The sequence below is a fragment of the Vibrio penaeicida genome (genome assembly GCF_030689305.1).
GTDB classification, from domain to species: domain Bacteria; phylum Pseudomonadota; class Gammaproteobacteria; order Enterobacterales; family Vibrionaceae; genus Vibrio; species Vibrio penaeicida_B.
In genome coordinates this window covers 58,162-76,647 of the sequence record NZ_JAUYVM010000009.1, presented here as the reverse complement: position 1 = coordinate 76,647, position 18,486 = coordinate 58,162, and the positions used below count along the sequence as shown (strand labels likewise).

Sequence of the window (18,486 nt, the reverse complement as noted above, 5' to 3'; positions counted from 1 at the left end):
AGAGAACCTTTACCCATTAGCCTTCATCAGGCTGATTGCCGAACCGTTCAACAATTCTATTCACAATATCCGTTGCGCTGTACATATCGATTCTGAAGGAACTCATGCCCAGTCCAAAAACTTGGTTCTTTTTCACAGAAGGAAGATTGACGAGAATGGGGTCTTGCATAAATAATTTAGCGCTTTTTTCATTTGCCTCTAACAAGAAAGTAGTTTGTGCCTTAAGCTGTGTAAGCAGTTCAAAATGCACTCGCAAGAAGTCGGAAAGTGGAACACTATTGTCGTGCCATTGGCGATTCTGTACTTCCATTTTGAACCCAAGATCGGAAAGCAACTTAGCATGAACACCTGTTTCCAGTGCGATTGCATTGGTCGCTCCAGCACCAAAATAGGCAACAATGTTCGTTTCCCCTTCTGGGATCTTTATTTTAGTCCTGCTCTCTTCGACAAATCGCTCGAACTCATTGATACGCTGATTCGCTTGTTTCTCCAGACCTGTTGCAACACCAAGTTTGACGGCTAAGTCCTGCCAAGATTGTGTGCTATAGTCCACCACAATGGTCGGGGCGATTTGTTGAAACTCCGCAATTTGATCTCGTGCGGAATCGGCACCACGCCATGCCACTACAATTAAATCAGGCTCGTAAATGTACGCAGCCTCCAAATCGACGCTCCCCGCTGGCCATACATTTTCGACTTGACGTTCCTTCGCCAAACTCCCCCACTGTCTAAAAAACCACCCTTCGTAGCTGGAAGCACTCGCGATCAAAGGAGCATCAATAGCAAGCAAAGTACCGCTTATCGTTACTGATGTAGAAAGGATTCGGGTTGGCTTAGTAGGAATAACCGTTTCAGAACCATCGGCATTAACAAAGGTTCTTGGATACGAGTCATTGGTTGCCGATGATGGTTTCGCAAAAACAGATGCTGAAACTGAAATCAAAAGTAGGATGATGATTTTAAATATAAAATTTATTCTCATTTTATTTACAACTTAAATTAGTATTACGGTTAATGATGTGAAGTGTGTACTCGGTGAACGTTAGCTTGATACCTACCCAGAGACCTCAAGATTTAGGATCGAACCTCATGTTCTGATCCATTTTGAGGAGAAGAACTTGGAATGATCAATTCTTTCCAAGTTCTTTGCAGATACCAATGAATAACAATAGATAAACACTCAGCTCGATATGACCTCACGCACCTCTTTCGCGTTTCTGCACTTAATTAAGCTTCGCGCAAACACTTTACGTCCGTACGCTTGGCTAAGTTGAGTGGATACACCCTTAAGGTGAGAAGGCTTTAGCCCGAGCGATAGAAATGCACTGTTTTCGTCAAAACCTTCTATTCGCTTCCCAATCACTTGTTCATAAGCTTCTATGATTTTTGCGAAGTTCGGTTCAACCGCTGAAACGATTGAGCTGCTTTGTCTAGAAGTACGTTGTTTAACCTGAGTTGTACTTGGTTCTGTTTGACCAAGTGAGAGAATCAATTGCTCTCTTGCTTGATTTCGATCGAACTTTCCGTTTCGCGAAAGTGGGAGCTTATCTAATTCCAGTAACTGAGAAGGAATATGAGAGTTTGGTAAGCACTGTTGGGCAAATTCACGTATATCTGCCGCATTTGCAGATTGACCTTCGGCAGCGGTATAAATTGCCCCCAAAGCAATATCACCATTACGCTCTGTATAATCCACGATCAGTACCTGTTCAACCACAGGGCATCGATTGAGCTCTTTCTCGACGTCAGGAAGCGAGACGCGTACTCCCCTAACCTTAACGTAACCGTTAACTCGTCCGGCAAAGATGATGTTTCCGTCTTCACGGTAATAACCCAAATCCCCTGTTCTAAAGGCTCTGGCTTCATTGCCTTGATCGTCCACTATCGTCACATAGTCAGTTTGTTTCAACTCACCGTCTTCCAAATAGCCGGAAGCAAGGTTTGCTCCGACTGTCATGATTCGGCCAACAACGCCTTGTGGAACGTGCTTCCCTAATCCATCCATAATGAAGTATTGGTTTGCAGGGAATGGTCGACCGTACGGAATGACAGTGATGTCCTCGTCTGTCACAAAATGCCACACGCTCCAGATCGTCGTTTCCGTTGGGCCACCAATAGAAACCATGCGGATATCTTGCTCCAGCGCTCGAAGCTCTTCAATGGTCTTAGGCTTAACGTAATCTCCACCCTGGCAAACTAGCCGTAAAGATTTCAGTTTTTCACCCTGCATACAGGAAAGCAGCATTTCCATAAGTGCTGGCACCGATTGCCAAATGGTAATGCCATGCTGCTCAACCAACTGATTCCACCTGATTGCGTCTTTTTCTTCTCCTGCTGCCGGTAATACAATGGTGGCGCCCGTCGAGAATGACGCATAGATATCGAACACAGAAAGATCATGATGGAAAGGTGTCACGCACATCAAAACATCGTCAGATGTAATTTCCCACGCTTTACAGGTTTCCCCAATGACATTGGAGGTCGCTCTGTTGTTCATCACCACACATTTGGGCTTTCCTGTTGTCCCAGAGGTATACAAGTAGTAAGAGCCATACTCACTTTTACTAAACGCTTCTAACTCATCGTTGGAAGGCAAAACGTAGGTTTCATCAACGGGTTGCAAAAGCGACTTATAGGTCACGGAGTGTGCTCGACCAGAAGGCTGAAAACTCACCACCAAGCTAGCATTGCAATTACTTAATAAATAATCCAACCGCTCTTCTGGTGATGAAGCATCAATAGGTACCCAAATGATACCGGACAGCGAACATGCGATGGTCATAACCAGATGTTCAGGGCTCTTTGGTAAACAGATCGCCAACACATCACCTTGCTTCAAGCCAAGGTGAGCAATATGTTGCATCACTTTATGTACATCTTCCCCAAAAGCTTTGTAGCTTATCTGTCTTTCGCCACAAATAACCGCGATATCATTCGAAGCATCGCCACCCAAATTTTTTGCAATCTTGGCTAGAAACCTAGAGCATTCAAAATCCGACGGGTCGCAGTTCAGTTTGTAATGATCAAGGTTTACAACCTCGTGCGAAGCAACATCGAAATGATTATTCTCACACACCGATTGCACGTGGCGTTCAATTGACGCGAGTATCGAAACAACAACTTGCTTGTCTAAGGCGTCAACAGCATAGTCGAAACTCAGAACAAGATTCTTACTTTCATCGAAATTTAGACGAATATCGAGAGCAACCTGAGGCGTTTGAGTCACACCGGAGGAGAACACCAAATCGTCTTCCTCAGACAAGGTATCCCACGCCAAACCATTGGTGACCACTACAGGTAACGCCAATGAGGTCGAGCGGGAACTCATGAGTTGTCGATTAATATCAACACCCGAGAAATCCAAATGGTCGAGAGCCTCAAGCATATCACTCTGCATGCTTCGAGCACGCTCTAATAAGGTGCCATCGTTTTTACTGTATTCCAGAATAACAAACGTCGAGTCATTTCCCAGTGGACGATCTTTTTGCGGGATAGCAACAGGAAAACCTACCCTCATTTCTTGCTCGTTAGTCCAATAAGACATCCCTTCAAGAATTAGAGCTGAAAGGGCTGAATTTAAGAACAAACTGTTAGAAGCACTCGCCATCGTTAACTGAGTCACCATCGATTTCTCGATGACGATACTTTCTCGTTGATAACGTGAAGCTTTAATGTTTTCTAATCGTTGCTTCCAAGGAAGTGAAGGTGGCGCGCATTCTGGATTCAGTTTGTTCTCCCAGTATGTTTCGTCTGCAAGTTTTTTAGCGTTATCTTTTTTGCTTTGTTGGTTTGAAACAGGCGCTTGGTTCGTGCTGACCTCTTGCAGTTGATTGCTATTCTTTTTCAGTAACTCAGAAAGAATAAGAGAATGTGTTCTTCCATCAACGATTAACGCATCAAAACTGGTAAATACAACTGTTTGATAATCCAACTCCGATTCTGGTAATTGGATTACAGATACAGACCAGGGAGACCTTGAGAGATCGTGCATCGCATGACTACTTGCCACACGAATTGATTCTATTTCTTCCAGTGATTGTTCAACGGAAAGGTGTCGAAGATCGTGAGAATGAAAGTTACGAACTGCTTTAGAAGAAACGTGTTGGAACAGTTTAAGCTCATCGATATGCGTGCGAAGTGCGTCGTATTTTTTTACTAACGCTTCTAAACGGGATTCAACAACGCTTGAGTCGATCTTGCCTCGGTATTCCCTGAATTCATGCATTGCAGTGCCACCCATCGGAATCTGAGTGGAACGACCTAAGAGATAAGATTTTTGAAGTTCAGTCAATGGCTTAGGTGATGCGCTTTTCAGAGGTAGTGAAGGACAATCAAACCCCAGATTTGCCAACGTCTGTTCCAATGAGAGATGGATGCTTTCTGGGTTGGCTGCCAACGATCTTACGATAGCTATAAACTTATCGAAGAGTGTTTGAACAAAACCTTCAGGGAATACATCCATCCGCACATCCCAATTCACGAATATTCCATCGTATGCGGGGGCTATCTGAGCATCTAAAGTTACCTGAGCACCTTGAGAGATCACCCAATTCATCTTACCGAATGCCGTAGTGACAGCATCAGTGAACAGGTTATCTCCATCAAAATCCAGACCCGAAGTAAATACTACAGGTGACGCTTGCACCGTACCATAATGACGAGAGAGATCACGCATCAACGCAACACCTGAATAGTGTTCATGGCTAAGTAATTGAATAAGCTGATTGGCTGTACGACGACAATGGTTAAGAGTAGATTCTTGCGCTTTTAAACTGGCGCTGTAAATCAGCAAATTGGAAAAATCACCAATGATTGCGTCAACATCACCTTTATAAAACCCTCGATGGAAAGTGGGCACATTCAATCGGAAATCCGGAGCGTTACAAGAACTCCCAATCGCTTGTGAGAAAAGCGTCAAAAAGAGCTGAGTCTGAGTTAAGTGATGCGCTTTAGCCAGGATTTCAATGGACGTTCTCTCATCGGGTGTGAACAAATGAGTAAATCGCTGGCTATGCCCATGTTGGCGATCAATACTCTCACTAACATAAGGAAATGCAGGCGCATCTGCGACACTTGCTAATCGATCTTGCCACCATTTTTTGTCTTCTTTTCTTTTCGAGACTAGGTATTTGTCTGCGGCTTGTCCCTCTAAAAATTCAAAAAAAGGAATCCCTTCCGGAACGTCGTTTTCTGATTGTTCATTTGTGTAAAATTTAGCTAACTCTTCTACTAAAATTCGAAAACTCTGCGCATCAACAGCAATCATATCCACGTCGATATGAAGGCGGCATTGACCTTTTGAATGAAAGGTGGCGCTAATTTCTATGCATTGCCCGTTCTCTAAATCGAGCTTTTGATCCGTTTTAGTCGCACGTTTGTTTAGTAAAAATGACTCGGTGTCTTCCGAGTTTAAGTGTTCGATGCTGTCAACAACAAGCTTATGAATAGAGGACAAAGGAGAAATGGTTTGCTGCCCCTCAGGGGTGATTTTCATTCTTAGCATAGGGTGCTCAGCATAAAGCCGAGTTACCGCAAGTGCTAACCGCTCCTCGTTAATATTTTTTCCATCAAATTCAGCATAAATATGAGCGGCTACTCCTCCCATCGATTGACCAGATTGTCTGCCGACCAAATAAGCTGCTTGTATGGTTGTCAGTTCTTTCATTTCAATTTCCACACTATTTAATCCATTAAATACGCCACGAGGCTAAATTGGGTAATTTAATACACTAGGTCGGCATGAAACTCAAACATTAATAATAATTATTATCATTTGTAACTAGTGAGAGCGGTTGTATATCAACGAAGATTAATGAGTATTTGAATAACTTACTGACATATCGTTGATTTTCTTACTAAGAACGTCGAATTCCCCTCAGATAATAGGCTTGACATTATGCTGCTGATATCTTAATAATCTCCCACCTAAAATGATAATGATTATCATTTGCTTAATTTGGTCCAGCTAGGTCCTAACTGGATTCAACTTCGTTAAAGGTAAAGCATCAAGGAACACTTCTTGTAGGAGGAAGGATGCAAGAGCTACAAAAACTGATTCACTCTACCCCTATCGGTTCGCTGCCACGAGTACCAGATGTGGTGAATGAAATCGCTTTGGATTCAGATAGTGAGCTGTTTATCAGTGAGAAGCGAAAAGAAATCTCACAAATCTTAAACGGGGAAGATAACCGACTACTGGTTATCATTGGTCCTTGTTCGATCCATGATCCAGAAGCTGGTTTGGAATACGCCCGTAAGTTAGCGGATCTACAGGGCAAGTATAGCGACCAACTTCTCATCGTAATGCGAACCTATTTTGAAAAGCCTCGTACCCGAGTGGGATGGAAAGGACTCATTGTCGACCCTGATTTGGATGACAGCCACAATATGAGAAAAGGGCTGTTTGTTGCAAGAAAGTTCCTAAAAGACGTCATCGATTTAAAGCTGGCTACCTCAACCGAATTTTTGGATACAACCATTTACCCGTACATTTCTGATTTGATTTGCTGGGGTGCAATAGGAGCCAGAACTACAGAATCCCAAACTCATAGGCAAATGGCTTCGGCGCTTCCATGCCCTATTGGGTTTAAAAACGGTACAGATGGTAATATCAATATCGCAATTGATGCGATTCATGCCGCTAAGTCATCCCATCTTATTTGCGTTTCAGGATTCGGTGAAGCACCTATTGCCGCAATAACCAAAGGTAATCCAGCAGGACACGTTATTCTGCGAGGCGGGAAAAAACCAAACTATTCCAATGAACACGTATGTGAAGTAACAAAGCAGCTAGAGTCAAGTGGCTTAACCCCAAACCTAATTGTCGATTGTAGCCATGGAAATAGCCTAAAAGTTGCGAAAAACCAGCTCAATGTAGCCCAAGATATCGCGCAACAAATCATCGATGGTGAACAATACATTGCTGGAGTGATGTCTGAAAGCTTCCTAGTTGGAGGAGCACAGAGCATTGGTGATTTCCCACTCACTAAAGGGCAATCTATTACTGATGAATGCCTCAGCTGGGAAGATACAGTCGCCATTCTCGATATTTTTTCGAATGCAAAAGCAGAAGCCAAGCGTAAGCAATTTTCAACTGTTGCCTAGCGAATTAAAACCTTACCCAATTAAGCAATCGATTACGGATGTTAAAACGCTCGTTAAGTGAGAACAGTCGTCAAGTTAGATTGAGTGGTAGTGATAACAGATGGCAAGTGAAAATAGACAGCAAAAATGGCGCATCAAGCGCCATTTTCTTTTTCAAAATCTAAAACAACCAGAGCTCAAGATGTCAGATCAGTTATCAAGCGTTGCTCCGCCGTCAACGCGGAGGTCATGCATAGTGATATGATTAGCTGCATCAGACATCAAGAATAAAATGGTTTGAGCAATATCGTTAGGTTCGGCAATTTTATTTAGTGGAATGCCTAATCGAAACTGTTTTGCGTCTCCTGCAATCACCTGCTCTTCACCATAATCATCATTCCAAAGCTGTAGCTGCATCTCCGTACGGGTTGAACCTGGGCTGACAATGTTACATCGAATACCCAATGGTGCGAGCTCAATACCTACCGACTTCACAAACATATGCAGCGCCGATTTTGATGCAGCGTACGCTCCCATATTTGCTCGAGGTGTATTTGCTGCATTTGACCCCACGACCACAATATTACCTTTACGCCGCGCTTTCATACTCGTCGATACAGCCTGCATTGCAGACAAAACGCCAAACGTATTCACCATAAAGGTATTCTCGATCTGTTCTAAAGCCATATCACACAAAGCACCTAAGTGAAGTATGCCTGCACAACTGACTAAGTGATCAAACTCCCCATACTCACGGATCCATTGATGAATACTTTCTTTCACATGTTCCGGTTTGGACAAATCCAGTTTGAACACCTGAAGCTTGTCAGGATATTGCGTAGAAAGAGAATCAGATTTGGTGGCTAATAGATCCACATCTATATCCGTTGCTATCACCTTCGCCCCTGCTTCGAGCAAATTCTCTAGTGTGCTAAACCCAATACCTTTTGCAGCACCCGTCAGTAAAACGTGATTTCCCTCAAGAATTTTTGACATATATGAAAATTACCGTATGAAAAATAAACAAAAAAGCTCTCTTAGTAACATTTATTTAAAGGAAAGAGGCAATAACTGTGACCAATGTTTAATAATGAGAATTAACATCAAATGGTAATTATTATCATTAGCATTTACCCGTTCGTAACTGTAATCTTAGTTCCCAAAATAAGCAACCCGATGTAGATGCTCCAACCTTAGACAGAATCTAACATCTGATTTTTGGTACGGCGTCCCATCGTCACGATCTATATTTCAAGAGGGATCTGTTATGAAACGTGAAGTGATTGGCTATTCAAAAATGGAAAGTGAACTATTGGACAATGAACTATTGTCTTCTCCGTTTTTCTTCGCTTCTCCAGATAACACCATGATGGGTAAAGGTGTCGAGAATGAATTTCATCAATCCATTCCATTTACCCAGTTGGCGGCTAAAGCCAACGAAATGCTACAGGCTGCAAAGAAGTCGGATTCGGATAATCCAGTTTTATTTGGTGTTGTGCCGTTCAATGAAGAAAACCCAACTAAATTTATCATTCCAGAGAAACTGTATGTTTCGAGTAGCACCAGAGCACTCAGACCTAACTCTCAATCATCTTCTGACGCGAGAGTGATTTCTTCACCAAGTGGCAATCATTACAAACAAGGGGTATCCGACCTACTTGATATGTTTGCTAACACAGAGCTTTCAAAGGTTGTTCTTTCTCGTGCAATTGAAGTTGCAACAGACACGGATATTCAGCAGCAAGCTTTGCTTCGCAATCTTTTGTCGATCAATTCTAAGGGGTACACCTTTGCTGCAAACATCAGTGAAGACCAAAAGCTGATGGGTGCAAGCCCCGAGCTTCTTGTCGCTAAAAAAGGCAGCCACTTAATTTCTAACCCCCTTGCTGGTTCTCGCCCAAGATCGGAGTCTCAAGAACTGAATAAAGCATCAGTCGACTCTCTACTGAATACAAACAAAGATCTGTTCGAGCACGGTTTGGTCGTTGAAGAAGTTGAACGCATTATGAGTAAGTACTGCTACAACCTTTATACGCCTATGATTCCTTCGGTTATTGAAACAAAGACTATGTTGCACCTTTCCACGGTTCTGGAAGGACAAGTCAATGACCCAGCAATCAATGTGCTTAAGGTCGCGGCAGAACTGCACCCTACCCCAGCGGTTTGTGGTTATCCTCGCGAAAAAGCCTACGATGCAATCAGAAAACTGGAGCAGTTCGACCGCGGTTACTTTACTGGCATGGTGGGATGGTGTGATTCAAGAGGTAATGGCGAATGGGTGGTCACCATCCGTTGTGCAGAAGTACAGAAGCGACAAATGAAAGTATTTGCCGGTGCAGGTATTGTTGATGAATCTCAACCGCAAAGCGAGCTGGATGAAACAGGCGCGAAGATGAACACCATTTTGACTGCGGCAGGGATCCAACTTAAAGACATGCTGACTGCTTAGGTGGAATTGTGGGTTCGAATAATCAAATAGATTTTACAGCGTGGCCAGAAACTCTGGACACGCAATATAGAGAACTTGGGTATTGGTTAGACAAAACGCTTTTCGACCATTTTCAGCACTCTGTAACCCAATATGGTGACTCGATTGCACTGGTATGCGGTGAGCGCCAATTCACCTACAAAGAGCTAGCCGAGCGTATCTCCAAACTCGCATCGGGATTTCAGTCGCTAGGATTAGTCAAAGGTGACAACGTCGTATTGCAGATGACAAACGTAGCGGAATTCTACCTCTGCTACTTTGCATTGCTGCAGAAAGGCATTCGACCAGTTTTAGCTTTGCCCGCTCATCGATTGTCTGAAATCTCTTATTTTTGTAAACACGCCGAAGCGAAAGCTTACATTATCGATGGTGAACATACAGGGTTTAACTACCAAGGATTAGCAACACAGGTACTTGATGAAGATAATACGCTGAAGCACGTGCTTGTGCGTGGTAATACTTCAAGTATTCAAGACGATAGATTCACCGCATTAGAGGATATCGAAGGGCAACCGGATCATATTCAAACTGCAGATGCATCAGACTTAGCGTTCTTTCAATTGTCCGGTGGAACAACGGGGACTCCAAAATTGATTCCCCGCACTCACAATGACTATGCTTACAGCGTTATTGGCAGCAACGTCATTTGCGAATTTGATGAAAATACTCGTTACCTTTGCGCGCTGCCTGTCGCCCACAACTTCCCGTTGAGTTCCCCGGGTGCTTTAGGGGTATTCTTTGCGGGTGGAACCGTGGTTCTGACTCAAGACCCGACACCAAAATCGGCGTTTAAACTAATTGAAGATCATAAAGTGACGGTGTCTGGTTTGGTTCCTCCACTCGCTTTGCTGTGGATGGATCAAGCTCAGTCCACAACCCATGATCTCTCAAGTCTTGAACTCGTTCAGGTGGGCGGCGCAAAATTTAGCGAGACAGCTGCGAAGGCGTTACCAGACATACTGGACTGCCGACTTCAACAGGTATTTGGTATGGCTGAAGGGCTGGTTAACTACACTCGCCTAGACGATCCTATCGAAGTGATTACCTCTACCCAAGGTCGACCTATTTCTGAGCATGATCAAGTAAAGGTCGTAGATGAAAATGGAGCTAGTGTGCCAGTAGGAGACGAGGGTTTCCTTCTTACTCAAGGACCTTACACCATTCGTGGCTATTACCGCGCAGAAGAGCATAATCGCCGCTCGTTTAATGAAGAAGGTTTTTACAGTACTGGGGACATTGTCAAACTCACCGAAGATGGCAACATCGTTGTAACGGGGAGAGATAAAGACCAGATTAATCGAGGAGGCGAAAAAATTGCGGCAGAAGAAGTCGAGAATCAGTTGCTACGACATGAGTGTATTCATGATGTCGCTTTAATTGCCATACCCGATGATTATCTGGGTGAGCGCAGTTGTGCGGTTGTCGTTAAAGCAAAAGGGACCGAAGTAAACCCGATCAAGCTTAAATACTTCTTGCGCGAATGCGGCTTAGCGGATTACAAAATCCCTGACCTTATTAAATTTGTCGAATCATTACCAAAAACTTCCGTTGGTAAAATCAACAAGAAAAAGCTTCGAGAGGAATACACTTCAGCCTAAATATAAGCCTTTCTCTTCAACAAAAATTTAAAAAACCGACTTCAGTGAAGTCGGTTTTTGTTGTTGGATAGGCTAGGTTCTGTTGAAGAAATTAGTACTCTTCGTCCATTACCTCATGGCGTTCATCATGATAAGCCTCTTCATCCTTACCTCGTTTCCAGTAAGGAATGGCATACATGTCTTTCTTAGTCAGTTTATATTCTTCTCTGAGCACTTTTCGGCAAGCGAGAACACTTTCATTCTCACCCGCAATAAAAGCAGAAAGAGTCTCTGAACCACTCGGAGGGGTAAGCTTAATGATAGCCTTGCTTAACTGAGCATGGCCATCTTTTGGTTCCCTTAGAATCCACTTCACAACAACACCTTCTGGGTGCTTGATGTCGTGTTTGTCTTCAATATCATCAATCTCAATAAACGCATAGCCAACAGTGTCAGACGGTAACACTTCCAAAATCGCGCTAATAGCAGGGGCTGCAGTAAGATCGCCAGCAAAAATATGCCAATCAGCAGGTTCAATCAACGGGTCTGGTCCTGCTGGACCGACAAGCCCGATTTGAGAACCTTCTTTTGCTTTGAGTGCCCATCCACCACCGGGAGAATTTTCACCATGAGTAACAAAATCGATATCAAGTTCATTCACATCCGCACGGTATTTTCTGACTGAATATGCTCTAGGGACTGGTTTATGTTCTGGCCATACAACCGTTTCACCTTCCCTATACGGGAGCTGCAATATCCCATTTTCCCTATTTGGAAAAAATACTTTTATATGGGTACCACCTTGATCTTCAGGGAACCCTATTAAGTCTTCACCTGTTACCGTCACTCGTAGAAGGTTTTTAGATACGTATTCCTTACGTACGAAGCTTAATAACATCGGATATAAGCGCTCTGGATTATCGCTCATTGGTTTACCTCTTGTGTATAACTGGAGAAGCTCATGTTGCCTCATGTGAACATGGTTATGCTGACACTTCTTCTTTCTTATGATTGATAGTTGGTTCAATAGCCTGCCACCACTCTTGTAGTGACACCGCTTCAATTAGTTGAGAGAACGAAACATTGGCCCCCTGCTTATTCCACTTTTCAACAAGTGTCATTGCTCTCATGGAATCCAGTCCCACAAACATTAAGTTTTCATTCACATCAAGATCATCAGAAGAAACACCCAATGCTTCTGCTACGTCAGACTGCAATACATTGAGGCTAAGTACAGAGCCTTCGGTGGTCTGTATTTCACTCATAACTTTGCCAAGTGTTTTGACGCTACCCGCTCTGCTGGCAACATAATTCAATGTGTGAACATGGTCTTCACGTGAGAAATCCGCAATGGCATCCCCAACTATAAATGGCTGAATATCCAGCATAAAAGCATCAAGCGTTGTAGACAAAATGCCAATATGACCGTAGATACCGGAGATGATCAGCTGAGTTTTGTTGTTTTCTTGCATGTATTCAAGCAATGGTGTTTTCTTGAACGCGCTGTAACGCCATTTGACGTATTCAATGTCATCTTGTTCGGGTGAAAGAACCGAAACGACGGGAGTACTTTCGCCGTTCAACCCTGGTCCCCAAAAATCAGTGAGCAACGCTCTGTCTTTCGGGTCTTGATTGGCAGGTTGAGCCGTATAAATCACAGGAATACCGGCTTCTTTGGCTTTCTTTTTAAGTTCATTGATATTTTTTAAAACATCAACCATAGGTGAGGCGTTCACCTCATAATAATTCACGAAGTATTCCTGCATATCGTGAATCAACAGTACTGCGGTACTAGGGTCAATTTCCCAATTCGTTTTGTTTTCTGGAAATTCTTTGTGTTCCGGCAAGTCGTAACTCGCAATCTTAGGTATAGCCATTTCTGATTGTCCTTAATACTCTAATTAGCGCCTGACGTTCCTATTTAAATAGCCCGATAAATCAGGTCTTTGCGCTCAGCAACTAAAGTAAAAACATTGAGATTGATAATGTGTCGTGCTCTAGTCGCTTATTGATTGATAATGTCAAAAATCATTATCAAGTTGCTATATCTTCAGACTCCTCTACTGAAAGCCCTCTTTCATGACGCCAGTGTTGTATTTGTTGGTTGATGTACCAATCGATGATGTTAGGAAATATCGTTCCAACAAACTCTGCTGATATTCCTGCGTCTTCTGCCCATTTTTTTCGATCTTCTAGCATCACCACGACACGTTCGGGAGCTGGAATACTTTCTTCATTTGGCTTAAATTGCGCTGCGGCTTTTACATACCCCATTCGCCTTGAGAGAAGTTGAATAATCTCTTTATCAAGGGAGTCTATTCCTATTCGGATATCGTTAAGACTTTCGCAAGCTTCTGGCTTCTTTAAAGATGACACGTTAATTTCCTTTAAATTTCATTCCCTGCTGTCTGTCTCCTACTTTCAACTTCAATCCTTACCTGTTGAAGAATATGGAGAAAATAGAATTTCTCGCCCTGAAGCGAAATGAGAATGTATCTTATTATCAACATATATTCAATTAGTATACTGCCGCTTTTGCATTAAATTGGGCTGCAAATCAGCAGCCCAATTTCAGTTATATGGAAGTATTAACCCAAGGGTTACCATCGGGACCGGGAACGCGCTTTTTATCTATCTTGCCAACAGCCGTTTTAGGGAGGCTGGACACAATATTCAGTTCATCGGGCAATTTGAATGAAGCGATACCCTGCGCTTGAAGGAAAACTCGCAGTTCTTGAAGCGTCGGCACTCGACCTTTTTTAACTAAAGCAACGCCTATTCTTTCCCCCAAATGCTTATCCGGTACGGCAACGACTGCGACTTGTGCAACATTGGGATGGGCAAGCAACTGCTCTTCCAATTCATCTGTAGCAATACATTCGCCAGCTCGGTTTACGACATCTTTGATCCGCCCCGTCACCACAATGTAGCCATTTTCATCTACGATGACGCGATCGCCACTTCGGTAAAACCCATCTTCAGTAAAAGAACGCTCATTGTGCTCTGCAGCGCGGTAGTAACCTCTTAATGTATACGGACCTCGGGTCAGCAACTCCCCCTCTTCTCCTACCGAAACAAGTTTCCCCTCGGCATTAACAACACGTACCTCATCCCAATGGCTAACAGGGCGTCCCTGTTTAGTGGCAACAAGTTCAGCATCATCACCAAGTCGCGTGCAGGCAATCAAACCTTCCGCCATACCGAAAACTTGTTGAAGTGCACCAGGAAATGCTTGTTGAACATTTAGAGCATCGGAATGCGCAAGTTTAGAACCACCCACTTGGATCAGTCTCAAACTGGATGTGTCAGCATTCTCCCATTCTTTAGCTGCTGTCCACAGCTGAGCTAACGCAGGAACTAATGCTGTAGAAGTGACTTTATTTTTTTCAATAACATCGAAACAATAGTCGGGGCTGGGGTTTGTACTAAAGATGACTTTTCCGCCACACTGGAGTGCACCAAGTAACCCAGGGCACCCTAAAGTAAAGTTGTGTGCTGCAGGTAAAACCGCAAGATAAACCTCTTTATTTGATAATTCGCTCGCGTCGGCGCAACTCTGAATGTTAAAACGATAATCGTTATGTGTTCTTGGAATGAGCTTAGGAAAACCCGTTGTCCCACCTGACACCAGAAATAGAGCCGGAAAACCGGGATTTGATTCTTCAGGTATAAACTGGTTAACGTCACCTTTTGGTAATGAACGGTATTTGCCCGAGTCACCAGCAATATAAATATGTTTTAAGCCGGAAAATGTTTCCGATAATGAATCCGATATACTTATCGCTTTACCATCATTTTCTAGATTGGAGCCCAAATAAGCCTTTGCACCAGAAATATTCATAAAATGACGAATTTCGACAACACCATGAGCAGGTAAAGCCAGTACCGGAACCAAACCAGCTCTCTGTATTGCAAAAAAGACCTTAGCGAAATAAAGGCTATTCGAAATTTGGAAAACGACTCTGTCACCTGCTTTTAAACCATCCTCCTTTAAACCTACTGCTATCTTGTCAGCTTCAAGTTGCAGTTCTTTATAAGAAAGCACGCCATAAGAATCTTCAACCGCTACCTTATTTGGATGTTTATCTACTCCCTCAGATAAAATCCCCCACAAAGGGGTGTTCAGCCATATACCGGCATCTTTAAATTTTTCAGATTGACTTTCAGACTGTTCAATAAAACCGAAAAGCAAATCTTGTTGTACTTCATTTTCCTTGAGTACGATGTCCATCTCATTCCCTAATGTTTCTGTACTGATGACGAGAGTGTTTGCTTGAAAAAAGATAATCAAACACACTCATTGCAACTTATGCATAGCATTCCTCTAAATGCTAATAATAATCATTTGAATGCGACAATCAAGTAATGATATTGTGTACGACGACTTTGAATCACACATTGGAAGTTTTACGTAACCTTCCGAAAAAAAGGATATTATTTTGTCAAAGCAAGAAGCGAATATTGATTTGTTAACGACGATTAGCCAGCTTTTGGGCGTTCCAGCTGAATCAATAAAACCTGATGTAAATTTAATTGAGTTAGGTTTGGATTCAATCAGTATGATGCGTCTAACAGGTCAGTTTAGAAATGCAGGTTTGGATATCAACTTTGCTCAGTTAATGGAGACACCAACATTGGAGTCGTGGCAAAAAATCATCGCTTCAAGTGAAGTATCCGCCTAACCACACGAATCAAAAATAATGCATCTTTGGTTAATCACCTAAGCTGATTTTTTACTACCAAACAAAACGCCTTGCTTTGAGCAAGGCGTTTTTTGTTTACATCTAAAATTTAGAAGTGTAATTCTACAGAAGCACCAATTTGGCGAGGCGCTTGTTTTAATGGTTCATCAACTGCAGGTGCATAAGTGACTAGTGTTTTCTTTTGTGAGTCAAATACGTTTGTCACGAATAGAGATGCACGACCACCATCAAATACATAGGCTAGCTGCGCATTTGACACCCAGAATGGATCAATTTCTTGCGCCGCGCTGTTCTCTCTATCTGAGAAGTACGAGCCTGTATAGTTAGCGTTACCACTCAACTCAAAACCATCTGCAAATGTATAAAGAGCACCTAATGTTCCAGTTAGAGAAGGAGCGCGAGGTAATTCTCGAGTCTTACCACCTTGAAGGTCAGTTTCTTTATATTCCGTTTTTAGCAAACCAATATTTGCAAATATCTCCAAATCGGAAGTCGCTAGCCAGCGAGTTCCAGCCTCGGCACCATATGAGTTTGCTCCATCCACATTCTCTACAAATACGTATCCGTCCGGCTTAGCCTGCTGAATCTGCATATTATTGAAGTCGTTGTAGAATAAGTTGGTAGTCAACTCAACTGTGCTGTCCTGCAAAAGGTGACGAGTGTAAATTTCGTAATTCCACATATCTTCCTGTTCGAAGCTATATGGTAGCATTGGAGCTCTGCGAGTTGGATTGAATGCCAAACCTGCACCACCAGAGTTATAACCCTTCGCAACCTTGAAGCCGATAGTCTGAGTACTTTCTGGCTTGTACGCTACATCAAACTTAGGAAGGAATACTGTCGCAGTTTCATCATAATCAAGTGAGAAAAGATCAACATCTCTTACTTTATTCTCTTTCTCAAATCTACCAGCAAATGTTACATCAACTTGCTCAGTTGCGGAATAAGTCACTTCCGCAAACGCTGATTGGGTCTTTGTACTTCCCTCCATTGGCGTTTCGCTAGTAGTAATAAATAGATCGTCTTGTTTAGAGCTAAAATAACGTAAACCCGCAAGAGCTACGATCTTGTCATCAAGTGAATTGTATTTAACCAAAGGCTCAATATGGAATTCCTTACCCTCAGTCGTAAAGTCTGCACGGCGACCCGTAGGGTCAGTTACACGATCATAACCAAACTTAGCGTATACAAGGTTATTTTCAATCGTAGTTGTGTCAGACAGTTTCCACGATACATTCCACGCAGTGCTTACACTGTTACTTTCATAAATAGGACGCTCAGCAGGGTAATTTGGTCCCACCACATTTTCTGACTGAGGTGCACGTGTGTCCATGTAAGTCACAGCTAAAGTCGTTCTAAACCCTTCTAATGCTGAAGGTTCAAATAGAAACTTACCTCGAGCCGTTGTCGTTTCAACACGGCGGGAATCACCGGCTGGAGCATAAGATGCTAGATCTAGATGGGATTTGCGTTTTTGCTGATCAACACTCAAACGAAACGCAAGCTGATCATCAAGGATAGGGGCAGAAACCATTGCTGCAGTTTGGGAATAGTTTTGTTCAGCTATTGCCCCCTTAACAGCACTTTCAAAATGATACGTTGGATCTTTTGATTTCATCACTATGGCACCAGCAGAGGCATTTTGCCCTTGAACATAGCTTTGAGGACCAAGATAAATCTCAGCTTGTTGCATGTCCCATAGAGAACGAGGACCAAATGCAATCTCAGAATAAGTTAAAGATCGACCATCAATAGAAAGGTTTAAACGTGGGGCTGTACCTGCAAAGCTTGCTGCGCCTCCAACAGATGGTCCTGAGCCATCTAGACCACGAATAGTAGGTAAGCTATTTCCTTTACCAGTATCCACAATGTTTGGAGTAATCTGAAGTAAATCAGCAATCTCAGTCGCACCTGGTGTCGTATTGATGCGGTCTTCATCAAAAACTTCAACACTTGAACCTGTGTCGTAAATAGAGCGCTCTGTTTTTTCACCAATTACGGTGACAACAGAAATAGTACCTTCTTCAGAATTTGCTTCGTTTTTATTATTTGTTTCTGCAAATGCCTGACCACCCACGCAGAGTCCCATAATAACTGCGGATAAGGTGCGCAATTTGAATGTTTTGTTTCCTATTACATTCATCTGCGCTGGACGTAATGCTGTCATTTAAAATTCTCCTTAACTAAGCATTAACAATTGGTGCACTCAAATACGATTTATCAAAAAATAAAAGCCAAACTGGAAGTTATTCAAATGAGTGAAAAGGCGATGGACTCTTTAACTGAGTATTCGACTAGACTTCCTTGTGACTCTCATTGACCACTACGTTATGTATTTGAGAGCGAGTATTCCGACTAAAAACCGCTTATCAGACAGAGTAAAAAAGCATCAGAGTTGAATATGCAGATGCTTGTGAACTTTTTTCTATCTGTAGCTTGACGAATTTAGGTTTGTACTCTATCGATAGCACATATAAATGTAAAGCATTCTCATTTATATTTAGTAATAATTATTATTATCATTAATGGATTTTATTTAAGGAATAGAAGCCCTTAAAGACTCATAGAAATTAGGCAGAGGTAGACCCTGCCTATTCTAGAGCAACATATTTCGTAAATATGAAAAGATTATTTG

At 42.6% G+C, this 18,486-nt stretch carries 12 protein-coding genes; 4 read left to right on the top strand and 8 right to left on the bottom strand.

Annotated features, from left to right (window positions below):
• Positions 1-16: 16 nt before the first annotated feature.
• Entirely contained in the window at positions 17-982 is a 966-nt protein-coding gene (fepB, locus tag Q8W40_RS15585; protein WP_305398495.1) for a Fe2+-enterobactin ABC transporter substrate-binding protein, read from the bottom strand.
• A gap of 198 nt (positions 983-1,180) precedes the next feature.
• Positions 1,181-5,665: an amino acid adenylation domain-containing protein gene (locus Q8W40_RS15580; RefSeq protein WP_305398493.1), complete on the bottom strand. Its 4,485-nt coding sequence runs from the start codon at positions 5,663-5,665 to the stop codon at positions 1,181-1,183.
• A gap of 368 nt (positions 5,666-6,033) precedes the next feature.
• On the opposite strand from Q8W40_RS15580, the gene Q8W40_RS15575 reads away from it, so the two are divergent.
• Complete coding sequence (locus tag Q8W40_RS15575) at positions 6,034-7,104, top strand: 3-deoxy-7-phosphoheptulonate synthase (protein ID WP_305398491.1); 1,071 nt, start codon at positions 6,034-6,036, stop codon at positions 7,102-7,104.
• A gap of 189 nt (positions 7,105-7,293) precedes the next feature.
• Here Q8W40_RS15575 and Q8W40_RS15570 read toward each other — a convergent pair whose 3' ends face one another.
• Positions 7,294-8,079 carry a 2,3-dihydro-2,3-dihydroxybenzoate dehydrogenase gene (locus Q8W40_RS15570; RefSeq protein ID WP_305398490.1) on the bottom strand — a complete coding sequence of 262 codons (786 nt, stop codon included), beginning with the start codon at positions 8,077-8,079 and terminating at the stop codon, positions 7,294-7,296.
• Between the two features lie 271 nt (positions 8,080-8,350).
• Between Q8W40_RS15570 and Q8W40_RS15565 the strand changes: the two genes are divergently transcribed.
• Together Q8W40_RS15565 and Q8W40_RS15560 are read left to right on the top strand one after the other, a co-directional pair.
• Positions 8,351-9,532: an isochorismate synthase gene (locus Q8W40_RS15565; RefSeq protein ID WP_305398488.1), complete on the top strand. Its 1,182-nt coding sequence runs from the start codon at positions 8,351-8,353 to the stop codon at positions 9,530-9,532.
• Between the two features lie 8 nt (positions 9,533-9,540).
• Positions 9,541-11,169: a (2,3-dihydroxybenzoyl)adenylate synthase gene (locus Q8W40_RS15560; RefSeq protein WP_305398486.1), complete on the top strand. Its 1,629-nt coding sequence runs from the start codon at positions 9,541-9,543 to the stop codon at positions 11,167-11,169.
• Positions 11,170-11,260: 91 nt separating this feature from the next.
• Here Q8W40_RS15560 and Q8W40_RS15555 read toward each other — a convergent pair whose 3' ends face one another.
• The 4 genes from Q8W40_RS15555 to Q8W40_RS15540 all read right to left on the bottom strand — a co-directional run bounded on the left by Q8W40_RS15555 (position 11,261) and on the right by Q8W40_RS15540 (position 15,379).
• The gene (locus Q8W40_RS15555) at positions 11,261-12,076 is read right to left on the bottom strand and encodes a siderophore-interacting protein (RefSeq protein WP_305398484.1); all 816 of its coding nucleotides are present in this window, start codon (positions 12,074-12,076) and stop codon (positions 11,261-11,263) included.
• A 55-nt stretch (positions 12,077-12,131) separates the two neighbouring features.
• Positions 12,132-13,025 (bottom strand): isochorismatase family protein, encoded by an 894-nt coding sequence (locus Q8W40_RS15550; RefSeq protein ID WP_305398482.1) that lies wholly within the window; start codon positions 13,023-13,025, stop codon positions 12,132-12,134.
• A gap of 157 nt (positions 13,026-13,182) precedes the next feature.
• Complete coding sequence (locus tag Q8W40_RS15545) at positions 13,183-13,524, bottom strand: isochorismate lyase (protein ID WP_305398481.1); 342 nt, start codon at positions 13,522-13,524, stop codon at positions 13,183-13,185.
• 199 nt (positions 13,525-13,723) lie between these two features.
• Complete coding sequence (locus Q8W40_RS15540; RefSeq protein WP_305398730.1) at positions 13,724-15,379, bottom strand: (2,3-dihydroxybenzoyl)adenylate synthase; 1,656 nt, start codon at positions 15,377-15,379, stop codon at positions 13,724-13,726.
• A 208-nt stretch (positions 15,380-15,587) separates the two neighbouring features.
• Here Q8W40_RS15540 and Q8W40_RS15535 point away from each other — a divergent pair, with 208 nt between their 5' ends.
• Positions 15,588-15,830, top strand: a complete 243-nt coding sequence (locus Q8W40_RS15535; RefSeq protein ID WP_305398479.1) for a phosphopantetheine-binding protein — start codon at positions 15,588-15,590, stop codon at positions 15,828-15,830.
• Between the two features lie 109 nt (positions 15,831-15,939).
• On the opposite strand, the gene Q8W40_RS15530 is transcribed toward Q8W40_RS15535, so the two are convergent.
• Positions 15,940-18,018 carry a TonB-dependent receptor domain-containing protein gene (locus Q8W40_RS15530; protein ID WP_305398477.1) on the bottom strand — a complete coding sequence of 693 codons (2,079 nt, stop codon included), beginning with the start codon at positions 18,016-18,018 and terminating at the stop codon, positions 15,940-15,942.
• Between the last annotated feature and the right edge of the window lie 468 nt (positions 18,019-18,486).

Bases quoted from the DNA above. Each gene is read 5' to 3' on its own strand.
- fepB (WP_305398495.1), bottom strand. From the start codon at position 982: ATGAGAATAAATTTTATATTTAAAATCATCATCCTACTTTTGATTTCA.
- Q8W40_RS15580 (WP_305398493.1), bottom strand. From the start codon at position 5,665: ATGAAAGAACTGACAACCATACAAGCAGCTTATTTGGTCGGCAGACAA.
- Q8W40_RS15575 (WP_305398491.1), top strand. From the start codon at position 6,034: ATGCAAGAGCTACAAAAACTGATTCACTCTACCCCTATCGGTTCGCTG.
- Q8W40_RS15570 (WP_305398490.1), bottom strand. From the start codon at position 8,079: ATGTCAAAAATTCTTGAGGGAAATCACGTTTTACTGACGGGTGCTGCA.
- Q8W40_RS15565 (WP_305398488.1), top strand. From the start codon at position 8,351: ATGAAACGTGAAGTGATTGGCTATTCAAAAATGGAAAGTGAACTATTG.
- Q8W40_RS15555 (WP_305398484.1), bottom strand. From the start codon at position 12,076: ATGAGCGATAATCCAGAGCGCTTATATCCGATGTTATTAAGCTTCGTA.
- Q8W40_RS15550 (WP_305398482.1), bottom strand. From the start codon at position 13,025: ATGGCTATACCTAAGATTGCGAGTTACGACTTGCCGGAACACAAAGAA.
- Q8W40_RS15540 (WP_305398730.1), bottom strand. From the start codon at position 15,379: ATGGACATCGTACTCAAGGAAAATGAAGTACAACAAGATTTGCTTTTC.
- Q8W40_RS15530 (WP_305398477.1), bottom strand. From the start codon at position 18,018: ATGACAGCATTACGTCCAGCGCAGATGAATGTAATAGGAAACAAAACA.